Origin of the sequence: Streptococcus sp. 27098_8_74, from assembly GCF_041431705.1 — a bacterium.
GTDB classification, from domain to species: Bacteria; Bacillota; Bacilli; order Lactobacillales; family Streptococcaceae; genus Streptococcus; species Streptococcus salivarius_E.
Window position 1 is genome coordinate 126010 of the sequence record NZ_JAPVYF010000001.1, and the last position, 23876, is coordinate 149885.

Annotated in this window: 27 protein-coding genes and 1 tRNA gene; 23 read left to right on the plus strand and 5 right to left on the minus strand. The window is 40.5% G+C overall.

The window, feature by feature from the left end; genetic code table 11:
- Positions 1–273: 273 nt before the first annotated feature.
- Positions 274–1173: an SPFH domain-containing protein gene (locus O3670_RS00630; protein ID WP_002891518.1), complete on the plus strand. Its 900-nt coding sequence runs from the start codon at positions 274–276 to the stop codon at positions 1171–1173.
- Between the two features lie 42 nt (positions 1174–1215).
- Here the strand turns inward: O3670_RS00630 and gloA are convergent, their stop codons facing one another.
- Positions 1216–1611: a lactoylglutathione lyase gene (gene gloA, locus O3670_RS00635; RefSeq protein WP_002891517.1), complete on the minus strand. Its 396-nt coding sequence runs from the start codon at positions 1609–1611 to the stop codon at positions 1216–1218.
- A 115-nt stretch (positions 1612–1726) separates the two neighbouring features.
- Between gloA and O3670_RS00640 the strand changes: the two genes are divergently transcribed.
- The 14 genes from O3670_RS00640 to O3670_RS00705 all read left to right on the plus strand — a co-directional run bounded on the left by O3670_RS00640 (position 1727) and on the right by O3670_RS00705 (position 13558).
- On the plus strand, positions 1727–2620 hold the full coding sequence (locus O3670_RS00640; protein WP_371595670.1) for an ROK family protein: 894 nt from the start codon (positions 1727–1729) through the stop codon (positions 2618–2620).
- Positions 2621–2774: 154 nt separating this feature from the next.
- Positions 2775–3869, plus strand: coding sequence for a 3-phosphoserine/phosphohydroxythreonine transaminase (serC, locus tag O3670_RS00645; protein ID WP_002891515.1), 1095 nt, complete (start codon positions 2775–2777; stop codon positions 3867–3869).
- A gap of 12 nt (positions 3870–3881) precedes the next feature.
- Positions 3882–4439, plus strand: a complete 558-nt coding sequence (locus tag O3670_RS00650) for a GNAT family N-acetyltransferase (RefSeq protein ID WP_371595671.1) — start codon at positions 3882–3884, stop codon at positions 4437–4439.
- An 18-nt stretch (positions 4440–4457) separates the two neighbouring features.
- Positions 4458–5636, plus strand: a complete 1179-nt coding sequence (locus tag O3670_RS00655; protein ID WP_060972623.1) for a 3-phosphoglycerate dehydrogenase family protein — start codon at positions 4458–4460, stop codon at positions 5634–5636.
- A gap of 54 nt (positions 5637–5690) precedes the next feature.
- Entirely contained in the window at positions 5691–6185 is a 495-nt protein-coding gene (locus O3670_RS00660) for a methylated-DNA--[protein]-cysteine S-methyltransferase (protein WP_070576752.1), read from the plus strand.
- Positions 6186–6219: 34 nt separating this feature from the next.
- The gene (locus tag O3670_RS00665; protein ID WP_037598335.1) at positions 6220–6573 is read left to right on the plus strand and encodes an arsenate reductase family protein; all 354 of its coding nucleotides are present in this window, start codon (positions 6220–6222) and stop codon (positions 6571–6573) included.
- A 57-nt stretch (positions 6574–6630) separates the two neighbouring features.
- Positions 6631–6701 (plus strand) — tRNA-Thr (locus O3670_RS00670).
- Between the two features lie 152 nt (positions 6702–6853).
- Positions 6854–7228, plus strand: coding sequence for a CidA/LrgA family protein (locus tag O3670_RS00675; RefSeq protein WP_037598332.1), 375 nt, complete (start codon positions 6854–6856; stop codon positions 7226–7228).
- Positions 7221–7916 (plus strand): LrgB family protein, encoded by a 696-nt coding sequence (locus O3670_RS00680; protein ID WP_037598330.1) that lies wholly within the window; start codon positions 7221–7223, stop codon positions 7914–7916. The genes O3670_RS00675 and O3670_RS00680 overlap by 8 nt, the downstream gene beginning before the upstream one ends.
- Before the next feature lie 85 nt (positions 7917–8001).
- Positions 8002–8562, plus strand: a complete 561-nt coding sequence (locus tag O3670_RS00685) for an HAD-IA family hydrolase (RefSeq protein WP_048673773.1) — start codon at positions 8002–8004, stop codon at positions 8560–8562.
- The gene (gene gyrB, locus O3670_RS00690) at positions 8563–10515 is read left to right on the plus strand and encodes a DNA topoisomerase (ATP-hydrolyzing) subunit B (RefSeq protein WP_195413465.1); all 1953 of its coding nucleotides are present in this window, start codon (positions 8563–8565) and stop codon (positions 10513–10515) included.
- A 96-nt stretch (positions 10516–10611) separates the two neighbouring features.
- The gene (gene ezrA / locus O3670_RS00695) at positions 10612–12336 is read left to right on the plus strand and encodes a septation ring formation regulator EzrA (protein WP_371595672.1); all 1725 of its coding nucleotides are present in this window, start codon (positions 10612–10614) and stop codon (positions 12334–12336) included.
- A 111-nt stretch (positions 12337–12447) separates the two neighbouring features.
- Positions 12448–13095 carry a phosphoserine phosphatase SerB gene (gene serB / locus O3670_RS00700; RefSeq protein ID WP_201710713.1) on the plus strand — a complete coding sequence of 216 codons (648 nt, stop codon included), beginning with the start codon at positions 12448–12450 and terminating at the stop codon, positions 13093–13095.
- 223 nt (positions 13096–13318) lie between these two features.
- Positions 13319–13558 (plus strand): hypothetical protein, encoded by a 240-nt coding sequence (locus O3670_RS00705; protein ID WP_002884756.1) that lies wholly within the window; start codon positions 13319–13321, stop codon positions 13556–13558.
- Between the two features lie 36 nt (positions 13559–13594).
- On the opposite strand, the gene O3670_RS00710 is transcribed toward O3670_RS00705, so the two are convergent.
- The gene (locus O3670_RS00710) at positions 13595–14485 is read right to left on the minus strand and encodes a DMT family transporter (protein ID WP_371595673.1); all 891 of its coding nucleotides are present in this window, start codon (positions 14483–14485) and stop codon (positions 13595–13597) included.
- Between the two features lie 114 nt (positions 14486–14599).
- Positions 14600–14965 carry a hypothetical protein gene (locus O3670_RS00715; RefSeq protein WP_038676574.1) on the minus strand — a complete coding sequence of 122 codons (366 nt, stop codon included), beginning with the start codon at positions 14963–14965 and terminating at the stop codon, positions 14600–14602.
- A gap of 247 nt (positions 14966–15212) precedes the next feature.
- Between O3670_RS00715 and O3670_RS00720 the strand changes: the two genes are divergently transcribed.
- The 7 genes from O3670_RS00720 (at position 15213) to O3670_RS00750 (ending at position 19719) form a co-directional block, all read left to right on the plus strand.
- A complete protein-coding gene (locus tag O3670_RS00720; RefSeq protein WP_038676572.1) occupies positions 15213–15578 on the plus strand; it encodes an OsmC family protein in 366 nt (121 codons plus the stop codon).
- A gap of 93 nt (positions 15579–15671) precedes the next feature.
- Positions 15672–16055 (plus strand): PaaI family thioesterase, encoded by a 384-nt coding sequence (locus O3670_RS00725; protein WP_021143776.1) that lies wholly within the window; start codon positions 15672–15674, stop codon positions 16053–16055.
- Between the two features lie 13 nt (positions 16056–16068).
- Complete coding sequence (locus O3670_RS00730; protein ID WP_038676569.1) at positions 16069–17043, plus strand: GyrI-like domain-containing protein; 975 nt, start codon at positions 16069–16071, stop codon at positions 17041–17043.
- Complete coding sequence (locus O3670_RS00735) at positions 17044–17775, plus strand: pseudouridine synthase (RefSeq protein WP_022496324.1); 732 nt, start codon at positions 17044–17046, stop codon at positions 17773–17775.
- 81 nt (positions 17776–17856) lie between these two features.
- Positions 17857–17985 (plus strand): DUF4044 domain-containing protein, encoded by a 129-nt coding sequence (locus O3670_RS00740; RefSeq protein WP_002884629.1) that lies wholly within the window; start codon positions 17857–17859, stop codon positions 17983–17985.
- Between the two features lie 94 nt (positions 17986–18079).
- A complete protein-coding gene (gene obgE, locus O3670_RS00745; RefSeq protein WP_022496325.1) occupies positions 18080–19393 on the plus strand; it encodes a GTPase ObgE in 1314 nt (437 codons plus the stop codon).
- A gap of 128 nt (positions 19394–19521) precedes the next feature.
- Positions 19522–19719 carry a hypothetical protein gene (locus O3670_RS00750; RefSeq protein WP_002884415.1) on the plus strand — a complete coding sequence of 66 codons (198 nt, stop codon included), beginning with the start codon at positions 19522–19524 and terminating at the stop codon, positions 19717–19719.
- A gap of 73 nt (positions 19720–19792) precedes the next feature.
- Here the strand turns inward: O3670_RS00750 and O3670_RS00755 are convergent, their stop codons facing one another.
- Together O3670_RS00755 and O3670_RS00760 are read right to left on the minus strand one after the other, a co-directional pair.
- Entirely contained in the window at positions 19793–20533 is a 741-nt protein-coding gene (locus O3670_RS00755) for an amino acid ABC transporter ATP-binding protein (RefSeq protein ID WP_129852008.1), read from the minus strand.
- The gene (locus tag O3670_RS00760) at positions 20533–22731 is read right to left on the minus strand and encodes an ABC transporter substrate-binding protein/permease (RefSeq protein ID WP_084869402.1); all 2199 of its coding nucleotides are present in this window, start codon (positions 22729–22731) and stop codon (positions 20533–20535) included. Before O3670_RS00760 ends, O3670_RS00755 begins: the two co-directional genes overlap by 1 nt.
- A 198-nt stretch (positions 22732–22929) precedes the next feature.
- Between O3670_RS00760 and O3670_RS00765 the strand changes: the two genes are divergently transcribed.
- Positions 22930–23865, plus strand: a complete 936-nt coding sequence (locus O3670_RS00765; protein WP_064521011.1) for a CPBP family intramembrane glutamic endopeptidase — start codon at positions 22930–22932, stop codon at positions 23863–23865.
- The last annotated feature ends 11 nt before the right edge of the window (positions 23866–23876 follow it).

Genomic DNA, 23876 nt, shown 5'->3' on the forward strand with positions numbered 1-23876 from the left:
ACGGTTCTTCAAACGATTTTATTTTAAAATTACGGAGAGGCTGAAACGCAATAGTTTCAGTCTTTTTCTTACATCGAAAAGTCTCGCCTGTTGCGTACAAGTCTCTCGATTAACAAGAGTTTCCAAGATTTCAGGAGTGCTGACACATAAGAGATTAAGAAAGTGTCTACTTTACACTATTCCGAACAAGCCATACTATTTTTCTTGAAAAATTGTATTGCTGTGCTATAATAAAACAAAGAAATTTTTAATGTTTATTTTGGAGGACTTAACATGCAAGCAGCATTTCTCTTTTTACTGATTTCATTCTTGATTATCTTGGGAATTCTCATCAGTATGCTTTATGTCGTACGTCAACAGTCAGTAGCTATCGTTGAACGTTTTGGACGTTATCAAAAAATCGCAACGAGTGGGATTCATATGCGTTTGCCATTTGGTATCGATAAAATTGCCGCTCGTATTCAACTACGTTTGCTTCAAAGTGAGATTGTGGTCGAAACCAAGACCAAGGACAATGTCTTTGTTATGATGAATGTGGCTACTCAGTATCGTGTAAATGAGCAAAATGTTACAGATGCTTACTATAAACTCATGCGTCCAGAGGCTCAAATTAAATCATACATTGAGGATGCTCTTCGTTCATCAGTTCCGAAGTTGACACTCGATGAGCTTTTTGAGAAAAAGGATGAGATTGCCCTTGAGGTTCAACACCAAGTGGCCGAAGAAATGACAACTTATGGTTATATCATTGTTAAGACCTTGATTACCAAAGTTGAACCAGATGCTGAAGTTAAGCAGTCTATGAACGAAATCAATGCTGCCCAACGTAAGCGTGTAGCAGCCCAAGAATTGGCAGAAGCTGATAAAATCAAGATTGTCACAGCAGCCGAAGCCGAAGCTGAAAAAGATCGTCTTCATGGTGTTGGTATTGCCCAACAACGTAAGGCTATCGTTGATGGATTGGCTGAATCTATTGCAGAACTAAAAGAGGCTAATGTGGGGATGTCTGAAGAGCAAATTATGTCTATTCTCTTGACTAACCAATATTTGGATACCCTTAATACTTTTGCGGCGAAAGGAAATCAAACCTTATTCTTGCCAAATAATCCAAACGGTGTGGATGATATTCGTACCCAAATTTTGTCAGCCTTGAAAGCAGATAATAAAAATTAAGCACAAAAAAAGCCAGATCTATACGATCTGACTTTTTTTGATTTATTTTTCTAGGAATTGAGCCAAACGAATAACTTCAATCTTATAGCCATCTGGATCAGTGATAAAGTAATACATTTTTGGTTTACCAGGAAGACCTGAGAGGTCTGTAACAGTGTATCCAGCCTCTTTGTGAGCTTGATGTGTAGCTTCTAAATCATCGACACCAACAGCGATATGACCGTACCCATCTCCTAAATCATAGGCTTCGTGGTCATAATTGTAGGTTAATTCCAACTCGTAATCAGGATCATCTTCGAGTTGCAAGTAGACAAGGGTGAACTTATATTCTGGAAAATCATTTCGACGAGCTTCTTTGAAACCAAGAGCTTCTTTATAAAATTTAAGTGAGGCTTCTAGGTCCTTGACACGGACACAAGTGTGTAGAAATTTAGTCATGTGAGATACTCCTTTTATCTAATTCTGTAAGTTTATGATAGCATTTTGAAACCGTTTTTTCTACTATTACCTCTTTTATGCTATAATGACGAAAAACAATCTGTGGAGGATGATTATGACGATTTTAGCGATTGATTTTGGAGGAACACAGGTAAAGTCAGCACTTGTTTTGGAGGAGTTTGCCATTGAAAAAAGTCTGCCGACGCAGTCATCTCCACAAACCTTGAACCAAGCTATTGATGTTATTGATCATATAGTTACTTCAGTTGAAGCCAAGCTATCAGGTATTGCTATTAGTGTTCCTGGGACGGTTGATACTGAGGAAGGTGTCATTTATCATGGTGGCTTATTGAGATATTTCCATGGTTTTCGTATTAAAGAGGTCCTTGAAGCCAAGTACCATTTGCCTGTAATGGCTCTTAATGATGGTAAAGCGGCAGCCTTGGCAGAGCTAGCCACAGGTCATTTGCAAGGAGTGACCAATGGTGCAGCCCTTGTTTTGGGTTCAGGCCTTGGTGGTGGACTTATAATTAATGGTAAACTTTTTCAAGGAAGTCACTTTCAAGCGGGCGAGTTGACCTTTATTTTACCAGTTCAAATGGAAAAAGTTGAGCCTTCATTGATGCGAGGCGTGACTCTGTCAGCTGTAGGTTTAATTACCAAAATTAATGAAGTGTTAGGTAACTCTGACTTAAAGAATGGTTTAGCCGCATTTGAGGCAATTAATGTAGGAGATAAAATGGTCTATCCACTTTTTGAAAGCTATTGCCGTAACTTAGCCATTACCATTTTGAATCTTCAAACCATTTTTGATATGGAAACCTTTGTTATTGGAGGTGGTATTTCAGCCCAGCCTATTCTTATCGAGGAGGTCAACCGCCAGTTTGATAAGGTTCACCATGAGATTGACTTTATTGGTAAAATTATTAAACGTCCGAAGATTGTGGCCTGTCATCATCATAATGGAGCTAATCTGATTGGAGCAGCTTATTTTCTTAAGCAGAAATAAACGGATACTAAAATCAAATGCTGATAAAAATATACATAAAATACCTAACTTTTTAAAGATGAGCGGTTAATTCCGTTCGTTTTTTACTGTTAGGACTTTACAATATTCAGAAAATTCGCTATAATGGGACCATTAAAATTTTGGAGGTGTCTTTATGACAATTTATAATTTCTCAGCAGGACCTGCTACATTACCAAAACCAGTGCTTGAAAAAGCGCAGGCTGAATTGCTTAACTATCAAGATTCCGGTATGTCCGTGCTAGAAATGTCCCACCGTTCTCCAGAATTTGACAAGATCGTTAAAGATGCGGAAGCGACACTTCGTGAGCTCATGGCCATTCCTGATAACTATAAGGTTATTTTCTTGCAAGGTGGTGCTTCAACACAATTTACAATGGTCCCACTTAACCTCGCTCAAGGTAAGAAAGCTTACTACCTTGTAGGTGGTTCATGGGGTAAAAAAGCTTATACAGAAGCTGTTAAACTTTCAAAAACCATTCCTTTCGAACCAATTCTTTTGGCCTCTTCAGAAGAAACTGTTTACGATCACATCCCAAGTTTTGACCCAGCAACAATTGATCCAGAAGCTGCCTATGTTCACTTGACAACGAACAATACCATTGAAGGTACAGCTATCTACGATTTGCCTGATACTAACGGTGTGCCAATTGTAGCTGATATGTCTTCAAATATTTTGGCTGCTCGCTACAATGTTGAGGACTTTGCCCTTATCTACGCTGGTGCTCAAAAAAATATTGGACCAGCTGGTGTAACAGTAGTTATCGTTCGTGAGGACTTCCTAAATGACCAGCCACAATTGTCTGCCATGTTGGATTACCGTATTCAAGCTGAGGCAGGATCACTTTACAATACACCACCATGTTTCAACATCTATATTTCAAAACTCGTCTTTGACTGGGTTAAAAATGAAATTGGTGGCGTAGACAAGATGGCTGAAATTCAACGCGAAAAATCAGGTCTTCTCTACGATTACATTGAGTCATCTGATTTCTACACAAACCCTGTCAAAGATGCCAAGGATCGATCTGTCTGCAACATTCCATTCGTCACACCAAGTAAAGAGTTGGATGCTAAGTTTGTAGCAGAAGCAGATGCTCTTGGTTTCAAGAATATCAAAGGACACCGTTCAGTAGGTGGTATGCGTGCTAGTGTTTATAATGCTTTCCCACGCCAAGGTGTGCTTGATTTGATTGACTTTATGAAGAAATTTGAAGCCGAAAATAAATAATTAGGTAAAGAGATGGAAATTAGACAAGCCTTTCCAAATGAAATTGGGGCTATTATGACTGTCATTGAGAGTGCTAGAACTGCTTTAGTAGAAGCTGGTAGCACCCAATGGCAAGGAGCTGATGGTTACCCTACTGAAGAAACAATCTTCGACGATGTCCTTAAGGGACAGGCCTATGTAGGACTCATTGATGGTCAAATTGTTTCTTATGCTGCGGTGATTACTGATGGAGACCCTGCTTACGACAAAATCTATGATGGAGACTGGAAACATCACAATAAGCGCTACATTACTTTCCATAGGGTTGCTGTTTTGACTGAGGTTACGGGTCAAAGGGTCGCTCAAACCTTTATTCAAGGTCTTATTGAGGGAACTGATGCTCATGATTTTCGTTGCGACACACATGAAAAGAATCTTATCATGCAGCATATTTTGGAGAAACTTGGCTATGTCTATTGTGGCAAGGTCCCTATTGATGGTGAACGTCTTGCTTATCAGAAAATCAAAACCAAGCGTGAGAAAGCCTTTTATCAAGAAGTTGATGAAGCAGCTCACCACGGGATACATTGATTTAAGAGGAATAAAATTATGGTATTTAGTGTAAAAACATATAACAATATTAACCAGATTGGTTTGAAGGAACTTGGAAATCATTTCCAAATTGATGGTGATTTAGCGGAAAATCCAGATGCCTACATCATTCGTAGTCAAAATCTCCATAATACCGTCTTCCCTGACAACTTGAAAGCTATTGCGCGTGCTGGTGCAGGAACTAACAATATTCCAGTTGACGAAGCAACTGAAAAAGGAATTGTTGTCTTCAATACTCCAGGTGCCAATGCTAACGCTGTTAAAGAAGCTGTTCTGGCCTCTATCTTACTCTCAGCACGTGACTATATTGCGGCCAATGCTTGGGTTAACACACTTAGTGGTGACGATGTTCCTAAACAAATTGAAGCAGGGAAGAAACAGTTTGCTGGTAGCGAGATTGCTGGTAAGACCCTTGGTGTTATCGGGCTTGGTGCTATTGGTGCACGTATTGCCAATGATGCTTACCGTTTGGGTATGAAGGTCTATGGTTACGATCCATACGTTTCTATTGAAGCAGCTTGGAATATTTCTCACCATGTAAGACGTGTTTCTGATCTCAAAGAGATTTTTGAAAACTGTGATTATATCACTGTTCACGTTCCATTGACACCTGACACAAAAGGAACTTTCAATGCGGATGCCTTTAACCTTATGCAAAAAGGGACAACTATCATTAACTTTGCCCGTGCAGAGTTGGTAGATAACGATGCCCTCTTTGATGCTTTGGAAACAGGTGTGGTTAAACGTTATATCACCGACTTTGGTACAGAAGAGCTACTTAATAAACCTCATGTGACTGTCTTCCCACACGTTGGAGGCTCAACAGGTGAAGCAGAACTTAACTGTGCGATTATGGCCGGTCAAACCATTCGTCGTTTCATGGAAACAGGTGAGATTGTTAACTCTGTTAACTTCCCACGTGTGCAACAGGCCTTGAGTGCCCCATACCGTATCACCTTGATTAATAAAAACGTGCCTAATATTGTGGCTCGTATCTCTACAGCGGTTTCTGATTTTAATATCAATATTGATAATATCATCAACCGTTCTAAGGGAGACTATGCCTATACACTTCTTGACCTTGATGAAACAGACAAGTCTAAGATTGATGAATTGGTTGCTAAGTTTGAGGCTAGCGACAATATCGTTCGTGTGCGTTTGATTAAAGGTAAATAATAAGAGTTAATTGACAGGAACAAGAGATTCCTGTCTTTTTGTTATAATAAATATATGTTTTATCGTCAGTATTATTTATCTCCTATTGGACGCTTGTGTTTGGTGGCAAGTGACCAAGCGCTTTATGGCATTTGGTTGGAGGGACAAAAGCATTTTCAGGCAGGTATTAAGGAAGAGGAATTAGTAGACACCTCAAATCCTATCTTGAAAATGACGAGGGATTGGTTAGAGGCTTATTTTAAAGGTAATAATCCAAGTCCAGATACCCTCCCTCTAGCAGATAGAGGGACCTCCTTCCAGTTAAAGGTTTGGTCAGCTTTACAGGACATTCCTGCGGGGCAGAGTAGAACCTATAGTCAGATTGGAAAAGTGATTTCATGTCAATCGGCACAGGCCGTAGGAACTGCTGTTGGTAAGAATCCATGGTTGGTTCTCGTCCCTTGTCATCGGGTTCTTCCTAGTAGTGGTCATATAGGAAAATATGCAGCAGGAGAAGAAGTCAAGCGTTTTTTACTTCATTTAGAAGGCATTAGGTTTGACAAGTCTTAGACAGATATTTTATGCTAGAAAAAAGGAGAAAAACATGTACACTTTTTATGAATATCCCAAATGTAGCACTTGTCGTAAGGCAAAGGCGGAACTCAATCAATTAGGTTTAGATGTTAAATCTATTAATATTAAGGAAAACCCACCTTCGGCTCAGTTTTTAAAAGAGCTTTTGGCAGGGTCAGATTTAGAGCTTAAGAAATTCTTTAATACGAGTGGACAATCCTACCGATCTCTAGGATTAAAGGATAAGCTACCAACGCTATCTCTTGATGAAGCTGTTGAACTCTTAGCTTCAGATGGTATGTTGATTAAACGTCCTATCTTGATTAAAGATGGTAAGGTTTTACAGGTTGGTTACCGTACGCCTTATCAAGACTTAAATTTATAAAAAATAAGCAAAAAATCTTGCCACAGTAAATAGAAGTATGGTAAGATTAAAACAGTTGCCGCTATAGTTAAATGGTATAATAGAGCAATGGTAATGCTCCGTTCCGAGTTCAATTCTCGGTGGTGGCATCTGTGATAGAGTCCAGCCTTTGGGTTGGTTTTTTTTATGTTCAAAGGGGCTGATTTATGGATCTCAATATTTCAAAAGAACTTACTGAAAACTCTTGAAATTCAAAAAAAAAGGAGTAGACTAATAGGTGATTAAACCTAGGAGGCAAGTTGTGAAATACTACGTTCAATTCATGTTGATTTGTTTGTTTGCCGTTATTGGTGAAGCTCTGTCAACATTCTTCAAATTACCTATTCCTGGAAGCATTATTGGCTTATTCTTGCTTCTGATTGCTCTTCAGCTTAAGTGGATTCGTCTACGTCATATACATGCTGTGGCAGAATTTTTAATTGCCAATATGACTATTCTATTTTTGCCAGCAGGTGTCGGTATTATGGAACGTTGGAATGCTATTTCAGCGAATATTGTCCCTATTATTTTGATTATTATGGGAGCCTTGGTTCTTAATATTGTAGTGATTGCAGTAGTCGTCGGTTTCATCAAAAAACATTTTGAAGGTGATTACGAGGAGGTTAAACGTGGCTAATTTTTTTAACACACCCTTGTTTGGGCTAACACTTTCTGTACTAGCTTACACATTAGGGCTATTGATTTATCGCCGTTTCCCTAATCCTTTGACGACGCCTCTTCTTGTATCGACTGCCCTGATTATCGTCATTTTGCACTATACAGGAATTTCCTACAAGGATTACTATGTCGGCGGCTCTTATCTTAACAGTTTGATTATTCCTTCAACAGTCGCGCTAGCAGTTCCTTTTTATAAAAATCTACACCTCATGCGCCATCACTATAAGAGTATTCTAATTGGATCAACGGTTGCTTGTGTTCTAAATACGACTTACACGGCCTTGATTGCTAAGCTTTTTGGAATGGATTATTTTTTGGCTATTTCGCTCTTTCCTAAGTCTGTAACGACTGCCATGGCTGTGGGAATTTCGGAAAAAATGCAGGGGATTACGACGGTAACTTTAGTTGTAGTTGTTATTACGGGTATCTTAACCTCTGTCTTAGGTCCTGTCTTTCTAAAAATGATTGGGATTAAAGACCCAGTCGCTATTGGACTTTCACTAGGAGGAACCGGACACGCTGTAGGTACAGGAACTGCCTTCAGATATGGTCAGGTTGCAGGTGCCATGGGTGGTCTCTCAATCGCTGTAACAGGGATTCTATATGTCTTTATTAGTCCTATTGTGGCGAGTTTGATTCTGAAATAAAAAATTAAGGTTTGGATAGGTTTTCCAAGCCTTTTTAGCTGTGAAAAGCAAGCAAAATCTGACCTTTTGTGTTATAATTAAGGTTATGAATTATGGAGATTATATCTGGGATTTGGGTGGTACCTTGTTGGATAATTACCAGGTATCAACCCAAGCCTTTCTAGCAACTTTAGAACAATTTGAGCGTACAGCAGAACCTCAAGCAGTCTATGATGCCCTTAAGGTATCAACGAGTACTGCCATTGCTATGTTTGCGCCTGATATAGCTGATTTTCGAACCCTATATAAGCAGGAGGAAGCCAAGCATTTACAGGAACCTGTTCTTTTTGAAGGTGCTAGGGCTGTCCTAGCTAAGATTGTGACCGAGGGTGGGCGTAATTTTTTGGTTAGCCACCGTAATCATTTGGTGCTAGACATCCTTGATAAAGCAGAAATTGCCTCTTATTTTACAGAGGTTGTAACTTCTGAAAATGGTTTTGCTAGAAAGCCGAGTCCAGATAGTTTCCTTTATTTAATTAAAAAATACGATATTAAACACGGCTTGGTCATTGGTGACCGCCAGATAGATATAGAGGCAGGAAAAGTAGCGGGTCTGGATACCTTGCTTGTTGACGGCCATAAATCATTATTGGAGATTGTGACATAAATGACTGATGAATTAAAAAATCTTGAAGAAAAAGCGCAAGAATATGATGCCAGCCAGATTCAAGTCTTAGAGGGACTTGAAGCCGTACGTATGCGCCCAGGTATGTATATTGGCTCAACCTCAAAAGAGGGGTTGCATCATTTGGTATGGGAGATTGTCGATAACTCAATCGATGAGGCCTTGGCTGGTTTCGCCACTCATATTCAAGTCTTTATCGAGCCGGACAATTCTATTACGGTTGTCGATGATGGTCGTGGTATTCCAGTCGATATCCAAGAAAAAACTGGCCGTCCTGCGGTAGAAACTGTCTTTACAGTACTTCACGCTGGTGGTAAATTCGGCGGAGGCGGTTATAAGGTCTCTGGTGGTTTGCACGGGGTTGGTTCTTCGGTCGTTAATGCCCTCTCAACACAACTTGATGTTAAGGTTTATAAAAATGGCCATATCCACTTCCAAGAGTATAAACGTGGGGTAGTGGTAGCAGATTTGGCAGTAATTGGTGAAACAGAGAAACATGGTACGACTGTTCACTTTACGCCAGACCCAGAGATTTTCCAAGAGACAACCGAGTTTGATTTTGGAAAATTGGCTAAACGTATCCAAGAATTAGCCTTTTTGAACAAGGGGCTCCGTATCTCTATCACAGATAAGCGTGAAGGTCTCGAACAAGAGAAACATTATCACTACGAAGGTGGTATCACATCCTATGTGAAATACATCAATGAAAATAAGGATGTTATCTTTGATGAACCTATCTACACTGATGGTGAGATGGATGGTATTTCGGTTGAAGTTGCTATGCAATATACGACTGGCTATCATGAAACGGTAATGAGTTTTGCCAACAACATTCACACCCATGAGGGTGGTACTCACGAACAAGGTTTCCGAACAGCCTTAACGCGTGTCATTAATGACTATGCACGTCAGAATAAGATTCTCAAAGAAAAAGATGATAATTTGACAGGGGATGATGTTCGTGAAGGTTTGACTGCTATCATCTCTGTTAAACATCCAAACCCACAGTTTGAAGGTCAAACCAAGACCAAGCTTGGAAACTCTGAAGTGGTTAAGATTACCAATCGTCTCTTCAGTGAAGCTTTGAGTCGCTTCCTCTTGGAAAATCCTGCTATCGCTAAGAAGATTGTTGAAAAAGGGATTTTGGCTTCTAAGGCCCGTATCGCCGCTAAGCGTGCCCGTGAAGTGACACGTAAGAAGTCAGGTCTTGAAATTTCTAACCTTCCAGGGAAGTTGGCAGACTGTTCATCAAATAATGCTGAAATGAATGAACTTTTCATTGTCGAAGGGGACTCAGCTGGTGGATCTGCTAAATCAGGTCGTAACCGTGAATTCCAAGCTATTCTGCCAATTCGAGGTAAGATTTTGAACGTTGAAAAGGCTAGCATGGATAAGATTCTAGCCAATGAAGAAATTCGTTCTCTCTTCACAGCTATGGGAACAGGTTTTGGAGCTGAATTTGATGTCAGCAAGGCTCGTTACCACAAGTTGGTAATCATGACCGATGCCGATGTCGATGGGGCCCATATCCGTACTTTGCTTCTGACTTTGATTTACCGCTTTATGCGTCCAGTCTTGGAAGCAGGCTATGTCTACATTGCTCAACCACCAATTTATGGGGTTAAGGTTGGTTCTGAGATTAAAGAATACATCCAACCTGGTGCCGATCAAGAAGACAAATTGCGTGCTGCTTTTGAAAAGTATAGTGTGGGACGTTCAAAACCTACAGTACAACGTTATAAAGGTTTGGGTGAAATGGATGACCACCAACTTTGGGAAACTACCATGGACCCTGAAAATCGTTTGATGGCACGTGTTTCTGTGGATGATGCTGCAGAGGCCGATAAGATTTTCGATATGCTGATGGGAGACAAGGTTGAACCTCGCCGAGAATTTATCGAAGAAAATGCCGTTTACAGTACTCTAGATATCTAATATTCTTTTAGAAAAGGGTGCAATGCTAGGATAACTATGATATAATCGTAATGTTATTCTACATTTATGAACATAATAGACGATTAAGGAGAAACTATGTCTAGCGGAATTGTTTTACTGATTGTAGTGGTAGTTATGCTCGTAATTATCGCTTACTTAGTCGGTATTCTTATTAGAAAACGAAATGATTCGCGGATTGCACAGCTTGAAGAACGCAAGCAAAAATTGTTTGACTTGCCAATTAACGAAGAAATTGAAGAAGTTAAAAAGCTTCACTTGATTGGACAAAGTCAAACAACATTCCGTGAATGGAATCAGAAATGGATTGATATCTCGACAAATTCATTCGCAGATATTGAAAATCATATTTTCGAAGCTGAAAATATGAACGATACCTTCCATTTCTTCAAGGCTAGTGGTGAAATCAATAACATTGAGAGTCAGTTAGATCTTGTGGAAGAAGACATCAAGTCTATCCGCGAAGCGCTCTCAACCTTGAAAGAACAAGAAGAAAAGAACAGTGCTCGCGTTAAGCATGCATTAGACTTGTACGAAGAGTTGCAAAACTCAATCGAGGAAAACTCTGATAATTTCGGTTCTACCATGACTGAAATCAATAAACAGCTTAAAAACATTGAAGCTGAGTTTGCTGAATTCGTGACGCTTAACTCATCAGGTGACCCTGTTGAAGCATCTACTATCTTGGATCGTGCAGAAGAGCACACTATTGCATTGGGTCAAATTTCAGAGAAGATTCCTGCTATTGTAGCTAAGTTGGAAGATGATTTCCCAGATCAGTTGGATGATTTGGAATCTGGCTATCGCAAGTTGATTGAGCAAAATTATCACTTCCCTGAGAAAAATATCGAACGTCGCTTCCAAGAAATTCGTGAAGCTATCCGTTCAAACTCAAGTGAGTTGGTTTCTCTTGATTTAGACCGTGCGGAAGAAGAAAACGCTGAGATTCAAGAAAAAATTGACAACTTGTATAGCATTTTTGAACGTGAAATTGCCTCATACAAGGTTGTTATGCGTCAAAAGAAAATTTTGCCAGATTATCTCAAGCATGCTAAAGAAAACAACAAGAAACTTCAAGAAGAGCTTGAGCGTCTCATGTTGACTTACATCTTCGATGAAACATATGCGGCAGATGTTCGTAGCTTTGCATCTGATATTTCAGGTGTGGAGACGGCTGTTCTTCCGACCCTTGAAAATTTTGAAACTCAGGTAAAACCATTCTCAGAACTTGAGAAAATCTTTGAAAAGAGTCTTAATACCTTGTCAGCTGTTGAAAATGGTCAGGTTGAGGTCTTTGAAAATCTTCAGGCTATTGAGATAAACGAAGCTAAAGCACGTGAAGAGCTTGATCTTTATGTTAATAAATTGCATGTTATCAAGCGTTACATGGAAAAACGTAACCTGCCAGGTATTCCTCAATCCTTCTTGAGTGTATTCTTCTCAACTAGTGCTCAAATTGAGGCCCTTATGGACGAACTCAGCCGTGGCCGTATTAATATTGATGCGGTAATGCGTTTGACAGAAATATCTAAAAACGCCATTGATCATTTGGAAGAGACTGCTTACTTGGTTGTTCAAAATGCAACCTTGACTGAGCAACTCTTGCAATACTCAAACCGCTACCGTTCGTTCGAACCTGCTGTTCAAAGTAGCTTTGAGCATGCACTTAAATTGTTTGAGGTTGATCATGATTATGATGCATCTTTGGAAGAAATCTCTTATGCTTTGGAAACAGTTGAACCAGGTGTGACAGATCGTTTTGTATCATCTTACGAGAAGACACGCGAACAAATTCGTATGTAAGAGAAAGATTCTGGACTACGGTCCAGAATTTTTTGTAAGGTCCGTTTTTCATTTCATATTTGAATTAAATCTAGTGAAGGCTTATATAGACATCGAAGAATCGAGGTAATTATGTCAGAAGTTAAAGGTTTATTAGTTATGGACGTAGATTCTACGCTAGTCCAAGAAGAAGTTATTGATTTATTGGGAGAAGAAGCAGGCGTTGGTCAAAAGGTTGCTGAAATTACAGAGCGTGCCATGCGTGGAGAATTGGATTTTAGACAGGCCTTGAATGAGCGTGTGGCGACCCTCAAGGGATTGCCAGAGAGTATATTTGACAAGGTCTACGCTCGTATTCATTTCAACAAGGGAGCCAAGGAACTTGTATATGAACTCCACGCCCGTGGCTTTAAGGTAGGCTTGGTTTCTGGAGGTTTCCATGAGACTGTGGATAGACTAGCAGTTGAAGCAGGAATCGATTATGTTAAGGCTAATCACCTAGAGGTGGTTGACGGTGTCTTAACTGGTAAGGTCTATGGTGACATTGTCACCAAAGATGTCAAGGTAGCCAAACTCAAAGATTGGGCAGCAGAAAATGGTCTCGAACTCTCGCAAACCATTGCTATGGGTGACGGTGCTAATGATTTGCCTATGATTAAGACAGCTGGCATCGGCATCGCCTTTTGTGCTAAACCAATCGTCCGTGAACAAGCGCCTTACCAAATCACAGAACCAGATTTGTATAAGGTGATTGAGATTTTGGATGGGGTTAAGAAATAGTAGCTATAAAAAGAGTCCGTTGGATTATTCCAATGGGCTTTTTGGGCATCAAAAAAGCACCGAATCGGTGCCACTTTCTCAAGTTGAATACGGACTAAGCCTTATTTTAACTTTGCTGTATTGTTTCGAATGGTTTCACTCCCCCATTGTAATGATTTTGGTTGACTTCTCTTCAAACGCATCTTATCATAGAGGAGTATAGTATTGAAATGGGGGAAGAGACATGTTATACGAATATCCAGCGATTTTTCACACGATTGAGGAAGGTTATCAAATTAGTTTTCCTGATTTTGGTCGTAGCATTAGGGCAGATTCTTTACCTCTTGCCATGACAAAAGCGTCTGTGTTCTTATCACATATTATTAAGGGGTATGGAGATAAGGCTTTACCTGAGCCGACTGCGGTAAGCAGCATTCCTAATGAGGAAGAACTCGTCGTGTTAATCCAAACAGAGCTTGATTAAGACTAAAAACTCTCGGAAGATTAATTCCCGAGAGTTTTAGGTTTTATTGGCCACATAGACGCCCAAGACGACTAAAATTCCTGCAAAAATTTGTAGATGTGAGAAGGGCTCTCCTAAGACAATAACAGCAGCTAGAATAGATATAATTGTCGAAATCCCAATGAAGGAAGCTGTTCGGTTAACCCCGATATTGGCGATGGCAAAATTTGATAGCAAATAGCCCAGAACACTACATCCCAAGCCTTGATAAAGGATAGTGATTGTAAATTTTGGATTGGTCAAAGGAAGAAGTAAGAGTTCTTTTAAGTAGCCAGCTAGAAAGCCTTGGCTGAGTGCAAAGAGTCCAAATGTCAGGCAACCACTGGCAAGCATAAAATAGGTAATCTCAAGGCTGGTGAATTGACTTGCCCTTTCAACATCAACGCAATACAGGGCGTAGGAGATGACTGCTAGCCCTAGAATCAAGTAGCCAACAAGGGAGAAGTGAGTAGAACCGCCAGCAGCAAAGACAGCCATGATAATACCGACAAGGGTTGTGATGACACCGACCACTTGCCAACGGCTAGGCCATTCTTTTAAAATTAGGCTGGACATGATAAGGGCAACGACTGGGATACAGGCGAGGAAGGCTCCGCTTTCAGAAGCAGTCGTCATACGAATGCCAATCGTTTCGCAAATAAAATAGATAATCGGATTGAGAATGGCAATACGTGTCAGAGGTTTAAGATTTCTACCGTTAATGTTTAGCCGACGTCGGCTGAATAGGAAATAAAGGTTGATAAAAAGGAAGGCGGTGACAAAGCGCCAAGAGATTAAAGCCAGGTCACTGACCTGTGCTGTAATAGATTTGGTAAAGATAAAACTGAGCCCAAAGAGAATTTCACAGGTCGCTGCAGCCAAGCATCCTAAGATGATTTTATTCTTCATTATCTCACCTCCTGAATTTGCATTTCCACGCCTATTATAGCACTTTCAGGAAGCGTTTACATCAATCTGAACCTAAAAAATAGACTAGCAGATTAGCTAGCCTATCTTATCTTATTAGTTACCAATTGAGACAGTCCCGTCTGATCCAACTTTGACATTTGTACCGTCTTGGCTATTAACGTCGACTGAGCCATCTTGACCAACTGTTGCACTGTTACCTTCGCTATCGTTGGCTTCGACAGTATTATTACCGTTTGTTTTTGCTGAGTTACCGTTTCCATCGCTGACCTCAGTTGATCCGTCTTTGTTGACTTTTACTGAAGCACTTGAATCAGTTGAAGAAGATTCTTTGGTCACCTTACTTGATGATGGTGCTGAAGATGACGAGTCAGTTTTGTCTTTAGAGTTGCCACATGCTGCTAAGGTCAACAAGGCAAGAACTGAGACAGAGGCTAAAGTTAATTTAGAAAATGTTTTCATAATAGTCTCCCTTTTTTCTTAGTAAATTCATTTTAAATGAATTACCATAATTTTAAAAGCGCTTCCAGTCGCTTTTACTCAACTGTAATCCCTTAGTAATGCCAGTGTTGTACAAGGCTAATCTATTGAAAAATAAGAGCTAAAAGCTCTTACGCTTTTTCTTCTTTTGATAGATATTTCAAAGCGTTCAGCTCGGTCCTTAAGGCTCTCTTTGTTATAATAATAAAAAACAGATTGAGGTGACATGATGTATCAAACAACAATTAAAGGTGACAAACGTTTCCATTCGCTTTCAGAGGGTTATGGAGCACCTGTGGAACTTTTTGGCTACACGGATGATGGGGAAACACCGATGAGCTTGGTGAATATTGCCTTGGCTTCCTGTGTGACCATGTGTCTACAGAGTTATTTTGCCAAGTATCAGGGAATCGAGGAGCTTGCTATTCAAGTTGATTCCAACTATGAAGAAGGGCATTTCATCCTTGCCATTCATTTACCTGAGGATCTGATTTTGAAAAATGAGCAAGAACTCTTGGCTTTTGTGGATAATTTTTGCCGAGTGAAGAAGCTTTTTCGTGAAGATATTCAGGTTGATATTAGCTTAGCCAAATAAGCTTACTATCCTTTATGAACTTCGTGTTATACTAGTAGATAAAGACGTGTCATTTCACTAGGTGTGGAATGAGCAACAATAGGAGGGCTTGCTATGCAAGACAAACTACATGAAATCCGTGTGTTTGAGAATTTTCAAGAAGAACTATTTGAAACGGGACATGTCATCGTGACAACTAAGGTGGTTGAGAAGTCCCTGAATTATTTTGGTAATGCTCACGGAGGGTATTTGTTTACGCTTTGTGATCAGGTTGCAGGGCTTGTGGCCATTTCAACAGGCGACTATGCGGTGACGCTTCAGTCTAATATCAATTACCTCAAGGCAGGGCATTTGTCTGACCAACTCAAGATTGAAGGACTATGTGTTCATAATGGTAAGACGACTAAGGTGGTGGAAGTTGTTATTACTAATCAGGAAGAGAAAATTCTTACAAGGGCTACGTTTACCATGTATGTGACAGGCTCGGTCGAGGAATAGAAAAGGAGCGTTTATGTCAGATTTTCAAACCATGGATGACTTTGCGGTCTTTGTTAATGACTACCTGACACCAGACCAATTGAGCGTTCAAGCCTATTCTTATGCGTCAGACCAGCAGGAGCTCTCTCTTCTTGTGACCATTGATGATTACGAGATGATGTGTCGTTGGCATGCTGTCTGGACTTTTTCAGGGTTACACCAGGCCTTCTTTCAGTCTGTAATGGACTCGGCTAACAGCTTTTCTATTGATAGTGATAGCTTGGCTATGAAAGTGCGTTTAAGGGATCAAGAGCTCTTGTTTCAAGCAAAGGGGCTTGAAATGGTGGTTGTCGATTTGCCTGAGCCCCTTTTTCGTTTAGCTGATGTGTCTTTTAACGAAGGAGGAAAGCACTTTACCTACCTTTGTGAAGACCAAAGTGTTACAGCAGAAGATTGGGTTTTGGTTCCTATAGGTTCTGGTAATGCTGAAAAAGAAGCATTTGTAGAAAAGATTTCCTATGTCCTAGCGGATGAGGTTCCAGTTGAACTGACAAAACTGAAAAAGGTGATTCAAAAGCTAGATTTAGTAACCGTTCGTTATGATGTGAAGGTTGTTCGAAAGGGATTTTTGAGTTTTTCAGGGATGGTTTTTGAGGGCGAGGAACTAGGTAAGCCAACAGACTTTCTTTGGGTACCCTTTTTGGCAGAACAAGATGATTTGGCTGTTCCTACCTATGGTATTCGGATCAATGATGGCAGTCGCAAGACTTATGTAACGGCCTTGGCTGGTGAGGATGATAGTATGGAAATGATTGCTCTTGCACCAGCTACTTATGCGGTTTTTAAACTTAGTGGGCCTGCAACAGCAGCTGTTTGGGAGAGTTTTCATTATGCTAAGAAACATTTTGAAATGATTAATCAGCCAACTGTAGAGGTTTATCCACCAGGGAATCGTCAGGCTGAAGATTATGAGATGGAAGTTTGGATTCCAATAAAGGAGGAAGTATAGATGCGTCTGGATAAGTTTTTGGTTGATTGTGGTGTTGGTAGTCGCAGTCAAGTCAAGACCTTTCTCAAAAAGAAGCAAGTGACCGTAAATGGTCAGGTGGAGACGTCACCCAAGACTCAGATTGATGAGAATCAAGACCAGATTGCTTTTCAAGGTCAAGCATTAACACACGAGACCTTTGTTTACTATCTTTTAAATAAGCCTCAGGGAGTCATTTCAGCGACGGAGGATGCCCGTCACAAGACAGTACTTGATTTACTGGATGATACAGCACGACATAAGCAGGTCTTTCCTGTTGGACGTTTGGATATTGATACTCACGGTCTCCTGCTTTTGACAAATAATGGCGATTTAGCTCACGCTATGCTGTCTCCAAAGAAACATGTTGATAAGATTTATCAGGCTAAGGTTGATGGAATCATGAATCAGGAGGATATTCTGGCTTTTGAAAAAGGAATTGAACTCAAAGATCATACTTGCCAACCGGCTAAACTAGAAATTATTTCAGTAGATAGGGCTACTGGGACTAGCCTGGTTCAGATTACCATTGCTGAGGGGAAATTCCATCAGGTTAAGCGTATGGTAGCTGTTTGTGGTAAGGAAGTGACAGAGTTACAACGTCTGAGCATGGGACCTTTAAGCCTGCCAGATGATTTAGACCTTGGTGCTTGGCGACGTTTGACCGAGGAGGAGTTGGAAGCTTTAACGGTTTTTGGAATTCCTTTGGCTTAAGCTAGTCTAAGAGTTGCGAAATAGGCAGATTTTTGTTACTATTATTGTGAAATATTAGAAGAAAAAACGAGGTAAATTCAAGTGGCATTTGGAGATAACGGACCACGTAAGAAATCATTTTTTGAACGTCTAACAGTATTGGTCGTTTTGATTATGCTATTAGTAACAGTTGGGGCATTGATTTTCCAAGCAGTCGCAGCTGTCCTTTAAGACGCTATCAAGCGTTTTTTTGTGTCTGTCAGAAATTCTTTTATATGAGAATGTCTTGATATAGGACACACGAGTCAGAAAGAGAGATAGAGAGATGAGTATGTTTTTAGATACAGCCAAGATTAGTGTCAAAGCTGGTCGTGGTGGTGACGGGATGGTCGCTTTCCGTCGTGAGAAATATGTACCCAATGGCGGTCCTTGGGGCGGTGACGGTGGTAAGGGAGGCTCAGTCATTTTCAAGGTTGACGAAGGCTTGCGTACCCTTATGGATTTCCGTTATAACCGTAAATTCAAGGCTAAGAATGGCGAAAAAGGCATGACCAAGGGAATGCACGGTCGAGGTGCTGAAGACCTCATCGTTAGCATCCCGCCTGGTACAACGGTGCGTGATGCTGAGACAGGCAAGGTTATTACTGATATGGTTGAGGATGGCCAAGAGTTTGTCGTTGCTCACGGTGGACGTGGTGGACGTGGAAATATCCGTTTTGCGACACCTCGTAACCCTGCTCCTGAAATCGCTGAAAATGGTGAACCAGGAGAAGAACGTGAACTTCAATTGGAATTGAAGATTTTGGCTGATGTTGGTTTGGTTGGTTTCCCATCCGTTGGTAAATCAACGATTCTCAGTGTGGTAACAGCAGCAAAACCAAAGATTGGTGCCTATCACTTTACGACAATTGTTCCTAACTTGGGGATGGTTCGTACGAAGTCAGGTGAGAGCTTTGCCATGGCTGACCTTCCAGGATTGATTGAGGGGGCTAGCCAGGGTGTTGGTTTGGGAACACAGTTCCTTCGCCATATTGAGCGTACACGTGTTATCCTTCATGTGATTGATATGTCAGCGAGTGAAGGGCGTGATCCTTACGAGGACTATCTTCAAATTAACAAAGAGTTGGAAACTTACAACCTTCGCTTGATGGAACGTCCACAAATTATTGTGGCTAATAAGATGGACATGCCTGGGGCTGAGGAAAACTTGAAAGAGTTTAAGGAAAAATTGGCTGCTAACTATGATGAATTTGATGAGTTGCCACAAATTTTTCCAATTTCAAGTTTGGCTCACCAAGGTTTGGAAAATCTCTTGGAAGCTACTGCAGAATTGCTTGATGAGACAGACGAATTCTTGCTTTATAGCGAAGACGATATGGAGCAAGAAGAAGTTTACTATGGCTTTAACGAGGATGAACGTCCATTTGAAATTAGTCGTGACGACGATGCTTCATGGGTACTTTCTGGTGAGAAACTTGAAAAACTCTTTGTCATGACTAATATGGAACGTGACGAATCTATCATGAAATTTGCACGTCAATTGCGTGGTATGGGAGTTGATGAAGCGCTTCGTGAACGTGGTGCTAAGGATGGCGATATCGTTCGTATCGGTAACTTCGAATTTGAGTTTGTGGATTGACGTTGAAAGACTCTCTAAGTGCTGAAGCACTTGATAGTCTACGGCAGTCGCTATGTCGGACTGCCTATCAACCTCACTAACTGCGTAAGGTCAGTGAAATATAAAAATATTGAAATAAGAGGTTTACAATGGGAGATAAACCGATATCCTTCAGGGATAAAGATGGAAACTTTGTTTCTGCGGCCGATGTTTGGAATCCAAAGAAACTTGAAGAACTCTTTACACGCTTAAATCCTAACCGAAAACTCCGTCTTGAACGTGAGCGTTTGGCAAGGGAAGAAGCAGCGAAACACCCTGAATTAAATGAAGAAACAGAGCAAGTCTAGCACTTGCTCTGTTTTTCTTATCCAAAATGGTAATCAAAAACAGCTACTCTAGCAAGAGTAACTGTTTTGATAATTAGGCGTTTAGAACCTTGTCCAAGAATTCTTTCAAACGTGGGTGTTGTGGGTTATCAAAGATTTGATCTGGAGTACCATCTTCGAGGAACTCACCGTCCGCAGTAAAGATTACTCGGTTGGCAACTTGACGAGCAAATCCCATTTCGTGAGTAACGATAATCATGGTCATACCTTGCTCTGCCAATTCTTTCATAACGTTAAGAACGTCTCCGACCATTTCAGGGTCAAGGGCAGAAGTAGGTTCGTCAAAGAGCATGATATCAGGATTCATTGCCAAACCACGTGCAATCGCCACACGTTGTTTTTGTCCACCTGATAGGCTATCTGGCATTGCATCTGCCTTGTCAGCAAGTCCCACACGATCAAGAAGATCCATAGCTAATTTATCAGCTTCTTCCTTATTCATACGTCCGAGTTCAACAGGTGCAAATGTCACGTTTTCAAGGACTGTCATGTGTGGGAAGAGGTTGAAATGTTGGAAGACCATCCCGATATTTTCACGGGCTTTGTCAAGATTTGTCTTAGGATCTGATAATTCATAGCCATCAACGACTACCTTACCAGATGTCACTGTTTCAAGTAGGTTAAGCGTACGAAGGAAGGTTGATTTACCTGAACCTGAAGGACCGATGATACATACAACGTCACCTTCGTAGAATTTGGCGTCAATGCCTTTAAGGACTTCATTGTCGCCGTATGATTTGTGCAAGTCCTGCACATCGATTTTCAATTCAGCCATTATTTAAGTCTCTTTTCTAGTCGTTTAGCCAATTTTGTCAAGCATGTGATGATGACCAAGTAAAGGATGGCCAAGATCGCATACATACGGAATGATTGGTAGTTACGAGCAATGATGATTTTACCAGTTTGGAAGAGTTCAACCAAACCGATAGCTGATACGATAGTCGTATCTTTCAATGAGATAACAAATTGGTTGATGAAGTTTGGCAACATCAAGCGAACCGCTTGTGGCAAGATAACCTTACGCATTGTTGTATTGTAAGGGACACCCAAGCTTCGGCTAGCTTCCATCTGACCAATAGGAACAGCTTCGATACCACCACGTACAATTTCGGCAATGTAAGCACCACCGTTAAGTGAGAGGGCAATTGTCGCTGCCACAAAGTCATTGATTGGTGATTGGTGACCAGTGATATTTTCAATCAAGTTAGGAATACCCCAGTAGATGAAGGCTGCAACAATCATCAATGGGATACCACGAACCACGTCAACAAAGACTTGCGAAATCACGCGGAGTGTCTTGTTTGGTGCAACTGCCATCATACCGAAGATAACACCGATAATCATGGCAATAGCAAATGAAAGAAGGGTCAATCCAAGGGTAATTCCAAGACCTTGAAGAAGTTGTTTGTAGTTGTTTTTAATCAAGCCTACGATGGTTGTTTCATCGGTAGCTTTTTTCGAGCTTCCTTCTTTTGATTTGTTGCTATCGAGGTATTTATTGATAATCTTATCGTAAGTACCATCTTTAACGATAGCAGCCAAACCATTGTTGAACATCTCAATCAACTCAGGGTTAGTGCCTTTTTTAACAGCAAATCCGACTTCACCAGTGGCAATACCTTCAATTGGTGTTGTAAAGTTACGTCCTTGTTGGATAGCGTATAGAAGAACGGCTTCATCATCCATAAGAGCATCGATTGAACCAGAGTTCAAGCTGTCATACATAGTAGAAGCTTCATCGTAAGCACGAACAGTAAAGCCATACTCACCAGCGTGGTCTTCCAACCATGAGTATGATGACGTACCGTTCTTAGCTCCTACAGTCTTACCTTTAAGATCCTTGTAAGATTTAACCTTACTTCCTTTAGCTACAGCCAAACGAATGTTTGATGTGTAGTAAGGATCTGAGAAGTCAAAGATTTGTTTACGAGCATCAGTGATGGTCATACCAGCCAATACGGCATCAGCTTGGCTAGATTGTACAGCATTAAGTGATGCATCGAAACCAGGGTTTGTCAATTTGACATTGAAACCTTGGTTTTTAGCAATGGCATTGATGATATCGACATCGATACCTACATATTTACCTGAACCATTTTGGTATTCAAATGGAGCAAAAGATGAGTCCATTGAGATAGTGTAGGTTTCCTTAACAGGAGTGGCTTTTGCGTTAGCATCACCAGTCAATTTAAGATCTGCTGAAGGTTTTGATGAAGAAGATTTTTCTGAGTCACCCAACCATTTATTCATGATTTTATCGTAGGTGCCGTCTTTCTTCATTTCCTTAAGAGCTTCGTTGAAGTCTTTGATAAGATTTTCGTGTTTTCCGCCTTTTTTAACAGCGAAAGCGAAGCTACCGATAGATTCAGGCTTAATGTTGATAGCGTAGTCTTTTCCTTGACCAATAGCGTATTTAACAACTGGTGTGTCGTCCATAGCTGCGTCAACAGAACCAGAATCCAAGCTGTTGTTCATCAAGTCGCTAGTGTCAAAAGTTTTAACTGTAAAACCATATTTGCTAGCGTTTTTATCAAGCCAAGTTTGAGCAGCTGTACCGTTTTTCACACCGACTGTTTTACCCTTCAATTGTTTGTAGTCGCTGACTTTGTCGCTACTACGTGTGTAGATAACAATTGAAGTGTCGTAATAAGTGTCTGAGAAAGTGAAGACCTTCTTACGTGCGTCGGTAACAGTAGTACCGGCCATTAGGGCGTCTGCTTGGCCTGATTGAACAGCGTTAACAGCTGCATCGAAACCAGGGAAGGTTTGGTTAACATCCCAATTTTTACGTTTGGCAACTTCGTTGATGATATCAACGTCGATACCTTTGTAGGTCTGATCAGAATCTTTGAATTCAAATGGGGCATAGGCTGTGTCTGAAACGACTGAAATTGTTTCAGCAGATACCTTAACTCCGAAAACAAAGAAAACTGACATGGCACTCAAGAAGAGTGTCAGAAGTTTTTTCTTCATTATAAAAAGTCTCCTTTATAAAATACCTTCCTATTCTATCAAAAAAAGGTCTTGTTATCAAACTTCTTGGAGTTTGATGTTAGGAAATGTAACAAAGTTCGTTAGCTATGAGAGCTATCTGAGAAGAAGTTGACAAGCTTGTGTCAATTAGTTACACTGTAATCGAATACATGTAAGATTTGTTACAGGAGCTAAAAAATGAAGAAACGTATGCTTGAGAAATATACCAGTCGATATGATAAAGTTCCAAGTTGGCTGATGATTATGCTGTCCTGTTTTATTGCCTTTGGTTATTTCCTTATAAGTGGATTTCTATCAGGGATTGTTGTGGGAATTCCAATGGCTATTGTTCTTTCTTTCTTAGTATTAAATGGCAACATTCAGTTCCAGGATATACATTCGATTTACTATAAAATATTTTCAACCTTGTATTTTCAGTTGGGAGCCTTTGCCTTTACTGCCTTAGCTATCTTTTTCTGGGTTAAAGTTGTTGAAAAACGTCCCATTCGCACACTAGGATTTTTCAAGGGTCATATCTGGTTGAACTTGCTTAAGGGTTGGGGACTTGGAACTTTGCTCTTGTTAGTTAGTTTCCTTGGGACTTATTTACTAGGCGGTTTAGAATTTGTAAAAGTAGACTTTTCTCAGAGAACCCTCTTATATATACTATCCCTAATACCTTTCTGGTTTATCCAAGGTGGAACCGAGGAACTGGTGACACGTGGTTGGTTACTTCAGACGGTGACTAATAAATTGAACCTTTCCTGGGGAATTGCTATTTCAAGTTCTTTCTTTTCAATATTACACCTAGGAAATCAAGGTGTTACCGCCTTGTCTCTTATCAGTATTGTTCTAGTAGGAGTTCTCATGGCTCTTTACATGCTCAAGACAGATAATATCTGGGGTGTTGCTGCCCTTCACGGTGCTTGGAACTTCGCGCAAGGGAATCTAGTTGGCGTGGCAGTTAGTGGGCAGCATGCAGGTGGTAGCTTATTGCACTTTCAGGCCAGGTCAGGCACGCCTGATTGGTTATCAGGAGGGGCCTTTGGTCTAGAAGGAAATCTTGTTACCTGTCTCGTTCTCCTAGTAGGGATTATCATTCTTCGTCTACAATTGAAAAAAGAAAACTTTTAAGGCTGAGTTCA

Coding starts and splice junctions, on each gene's coding strand:
- O3670_RS00630 (WP_002891518.1), top strand. CDS start 274: ATGCAAGCAGCATTTCTCTTTTTACTGATTTCATTCTTGATTATCTTG.
- gloA (WP_002891517.1), bottom strand. CDS start 1,611: ATGACTAAATTTCTACACACTTGTGTCCGTGTCAAGGACCTAGAAGCC.
- O3670_RS00640 (WP_371595670.1), top strand. CDS start 1,727: ATGACGATTTTAGCGATTGATTTTGGAGGAACACAGGTAAAGTCAGCA.
- serC (WP_002891515.1), top strand. CDS start 2,775: ATGACAATTTATAATTTCTCAGCAGGACCTGCTACATTACCAAAACCA.
- O3670_RS00650 (WP_371595671.1), top strand. CDS start 3,882: ATGGAAATTAGACAAGCCTTTCCAAATGAAATTGGGGCTATTATGACT.
- O3670_RS00655 (WP_060972623.1), top strand. CDS start 4,458: ATGGTATTTAGTGTAAAAACATATAACAATATTAACCAGATTGGTTTG.
- O3670_RS00660 (WP_070576752.1), top strand. CDS start 5,691: ATGTTTTATCGTCAGTATTATTTATCTCCTATTGGACGCTTGTGTTTG.
- O3670_RS00665 (WP_037598335.1), top strand. CDS start 6,220: ATGTACACTTTTTATGAATATCCCAAATGTAGCACTTGTCGTAAGGCA.
- O3670_RS00685 (WP_048673773.1), top strand. CDS start 8,002: ATGAATTATGGAGATTATATCTGGGATTTGGGTGGTACCTTGTTGGAT.
- gyrB (WP_195413465.1), top strand. CDS start 8,563: ATGACTGATGAATTAAAAAATCTTGAAGAAAAAGCGCAAGAATATGAT.
- ezrA (WP_371595672.1), top strand. CDS start 10,612: ATGTCTAGCGGAATTGTTTTACTGATTGTAGTGGTAGTTATGCTCGTA.
- serB (WP_201710713.1), top strand. CDS start 12,448: ATGTCAGAAGTTAAAGGTTTATTAGTTATGGACGTAGATTCTACGCTA.
- O3670_RS00705 (WP_002884756.1), top strand. CDS start 13,319: ATGTTATACGAATATCCAGCGATTTTTCACACGATTGAGGAAGGTTAT.
- O3670_RS00710 (WP_371595673.1), bottom strand. CDS start 14,485: ATGAAGAATAAAATCATCTTAGGATGCTTGGCTGCAGCGACCTGTGAA.
- O3670_RS00715 (WP_038676574.1), bottom strand. CDS start 14,965: ATGAAAACATTTTCTAAATTAACTTTAGCCTCTGTCTCAGTTCTTGCC.
- O3670_RS00720 (WP_038676572.1), top strand. CDS start 15,213: ATGTATCAAACAACAATTAAAGGTGACAAACGTTTCCATTCGCTTTCA.
- O3670_RS00725 (WP_021143776.1), top strand. CDS start 15,672: ATGCAAGACAAACTACATGAAATCCGTGTGTTTGAGAATTTTCAAGAA.
- O3670_RS00730 (WP_038676569.1), top strand. CDS start 16,069: ATGTCAGATTTTCAAACCATGGATGACTTTGCGGTCTTTGTTAATGAC.
- O3670_RS00735 (WP_022496324.1), top strand. CDS start 17,044: ATGCGTCTGGATAAGTTTTTGGTTGATTGTGGTGTTGGTAGTCGCAGT.
- obgE (WP_022496325.1), top strand. CDS start 18,080: ATGAGTATGTTTTTAGATACAGCCAAGATTAGTGTCAAAGCTGGTCGT.
- O3670_RS00750 (WP_002884415.1), top strand. CDS start 19,522: ATGGGAGATAAACCGATATCCTTCAGGGATAAAGATGGAAACTTTGTT.
- O3670_RS00755 (WP_129852008.1), bottom strand. CDS start 20,533: ATGGCTGAATTGAAAATCGATGTGCAGGACTTGCACAAATCATACGGC.
- O3670_RS00760 (WP_084869402.1), bottom strand. CDS start 22,731: ATGAAGAAAAAACTTCTGACACTCTTCTTGAGTGCCATGTCAGTTTTC.
- O3670_RS00765 (WP_064521011.1), top strand. CDS start 22,930: ATGAAGAAACGTATGCTTGAGAAATATACCAGTCGATATGATAAAGTT.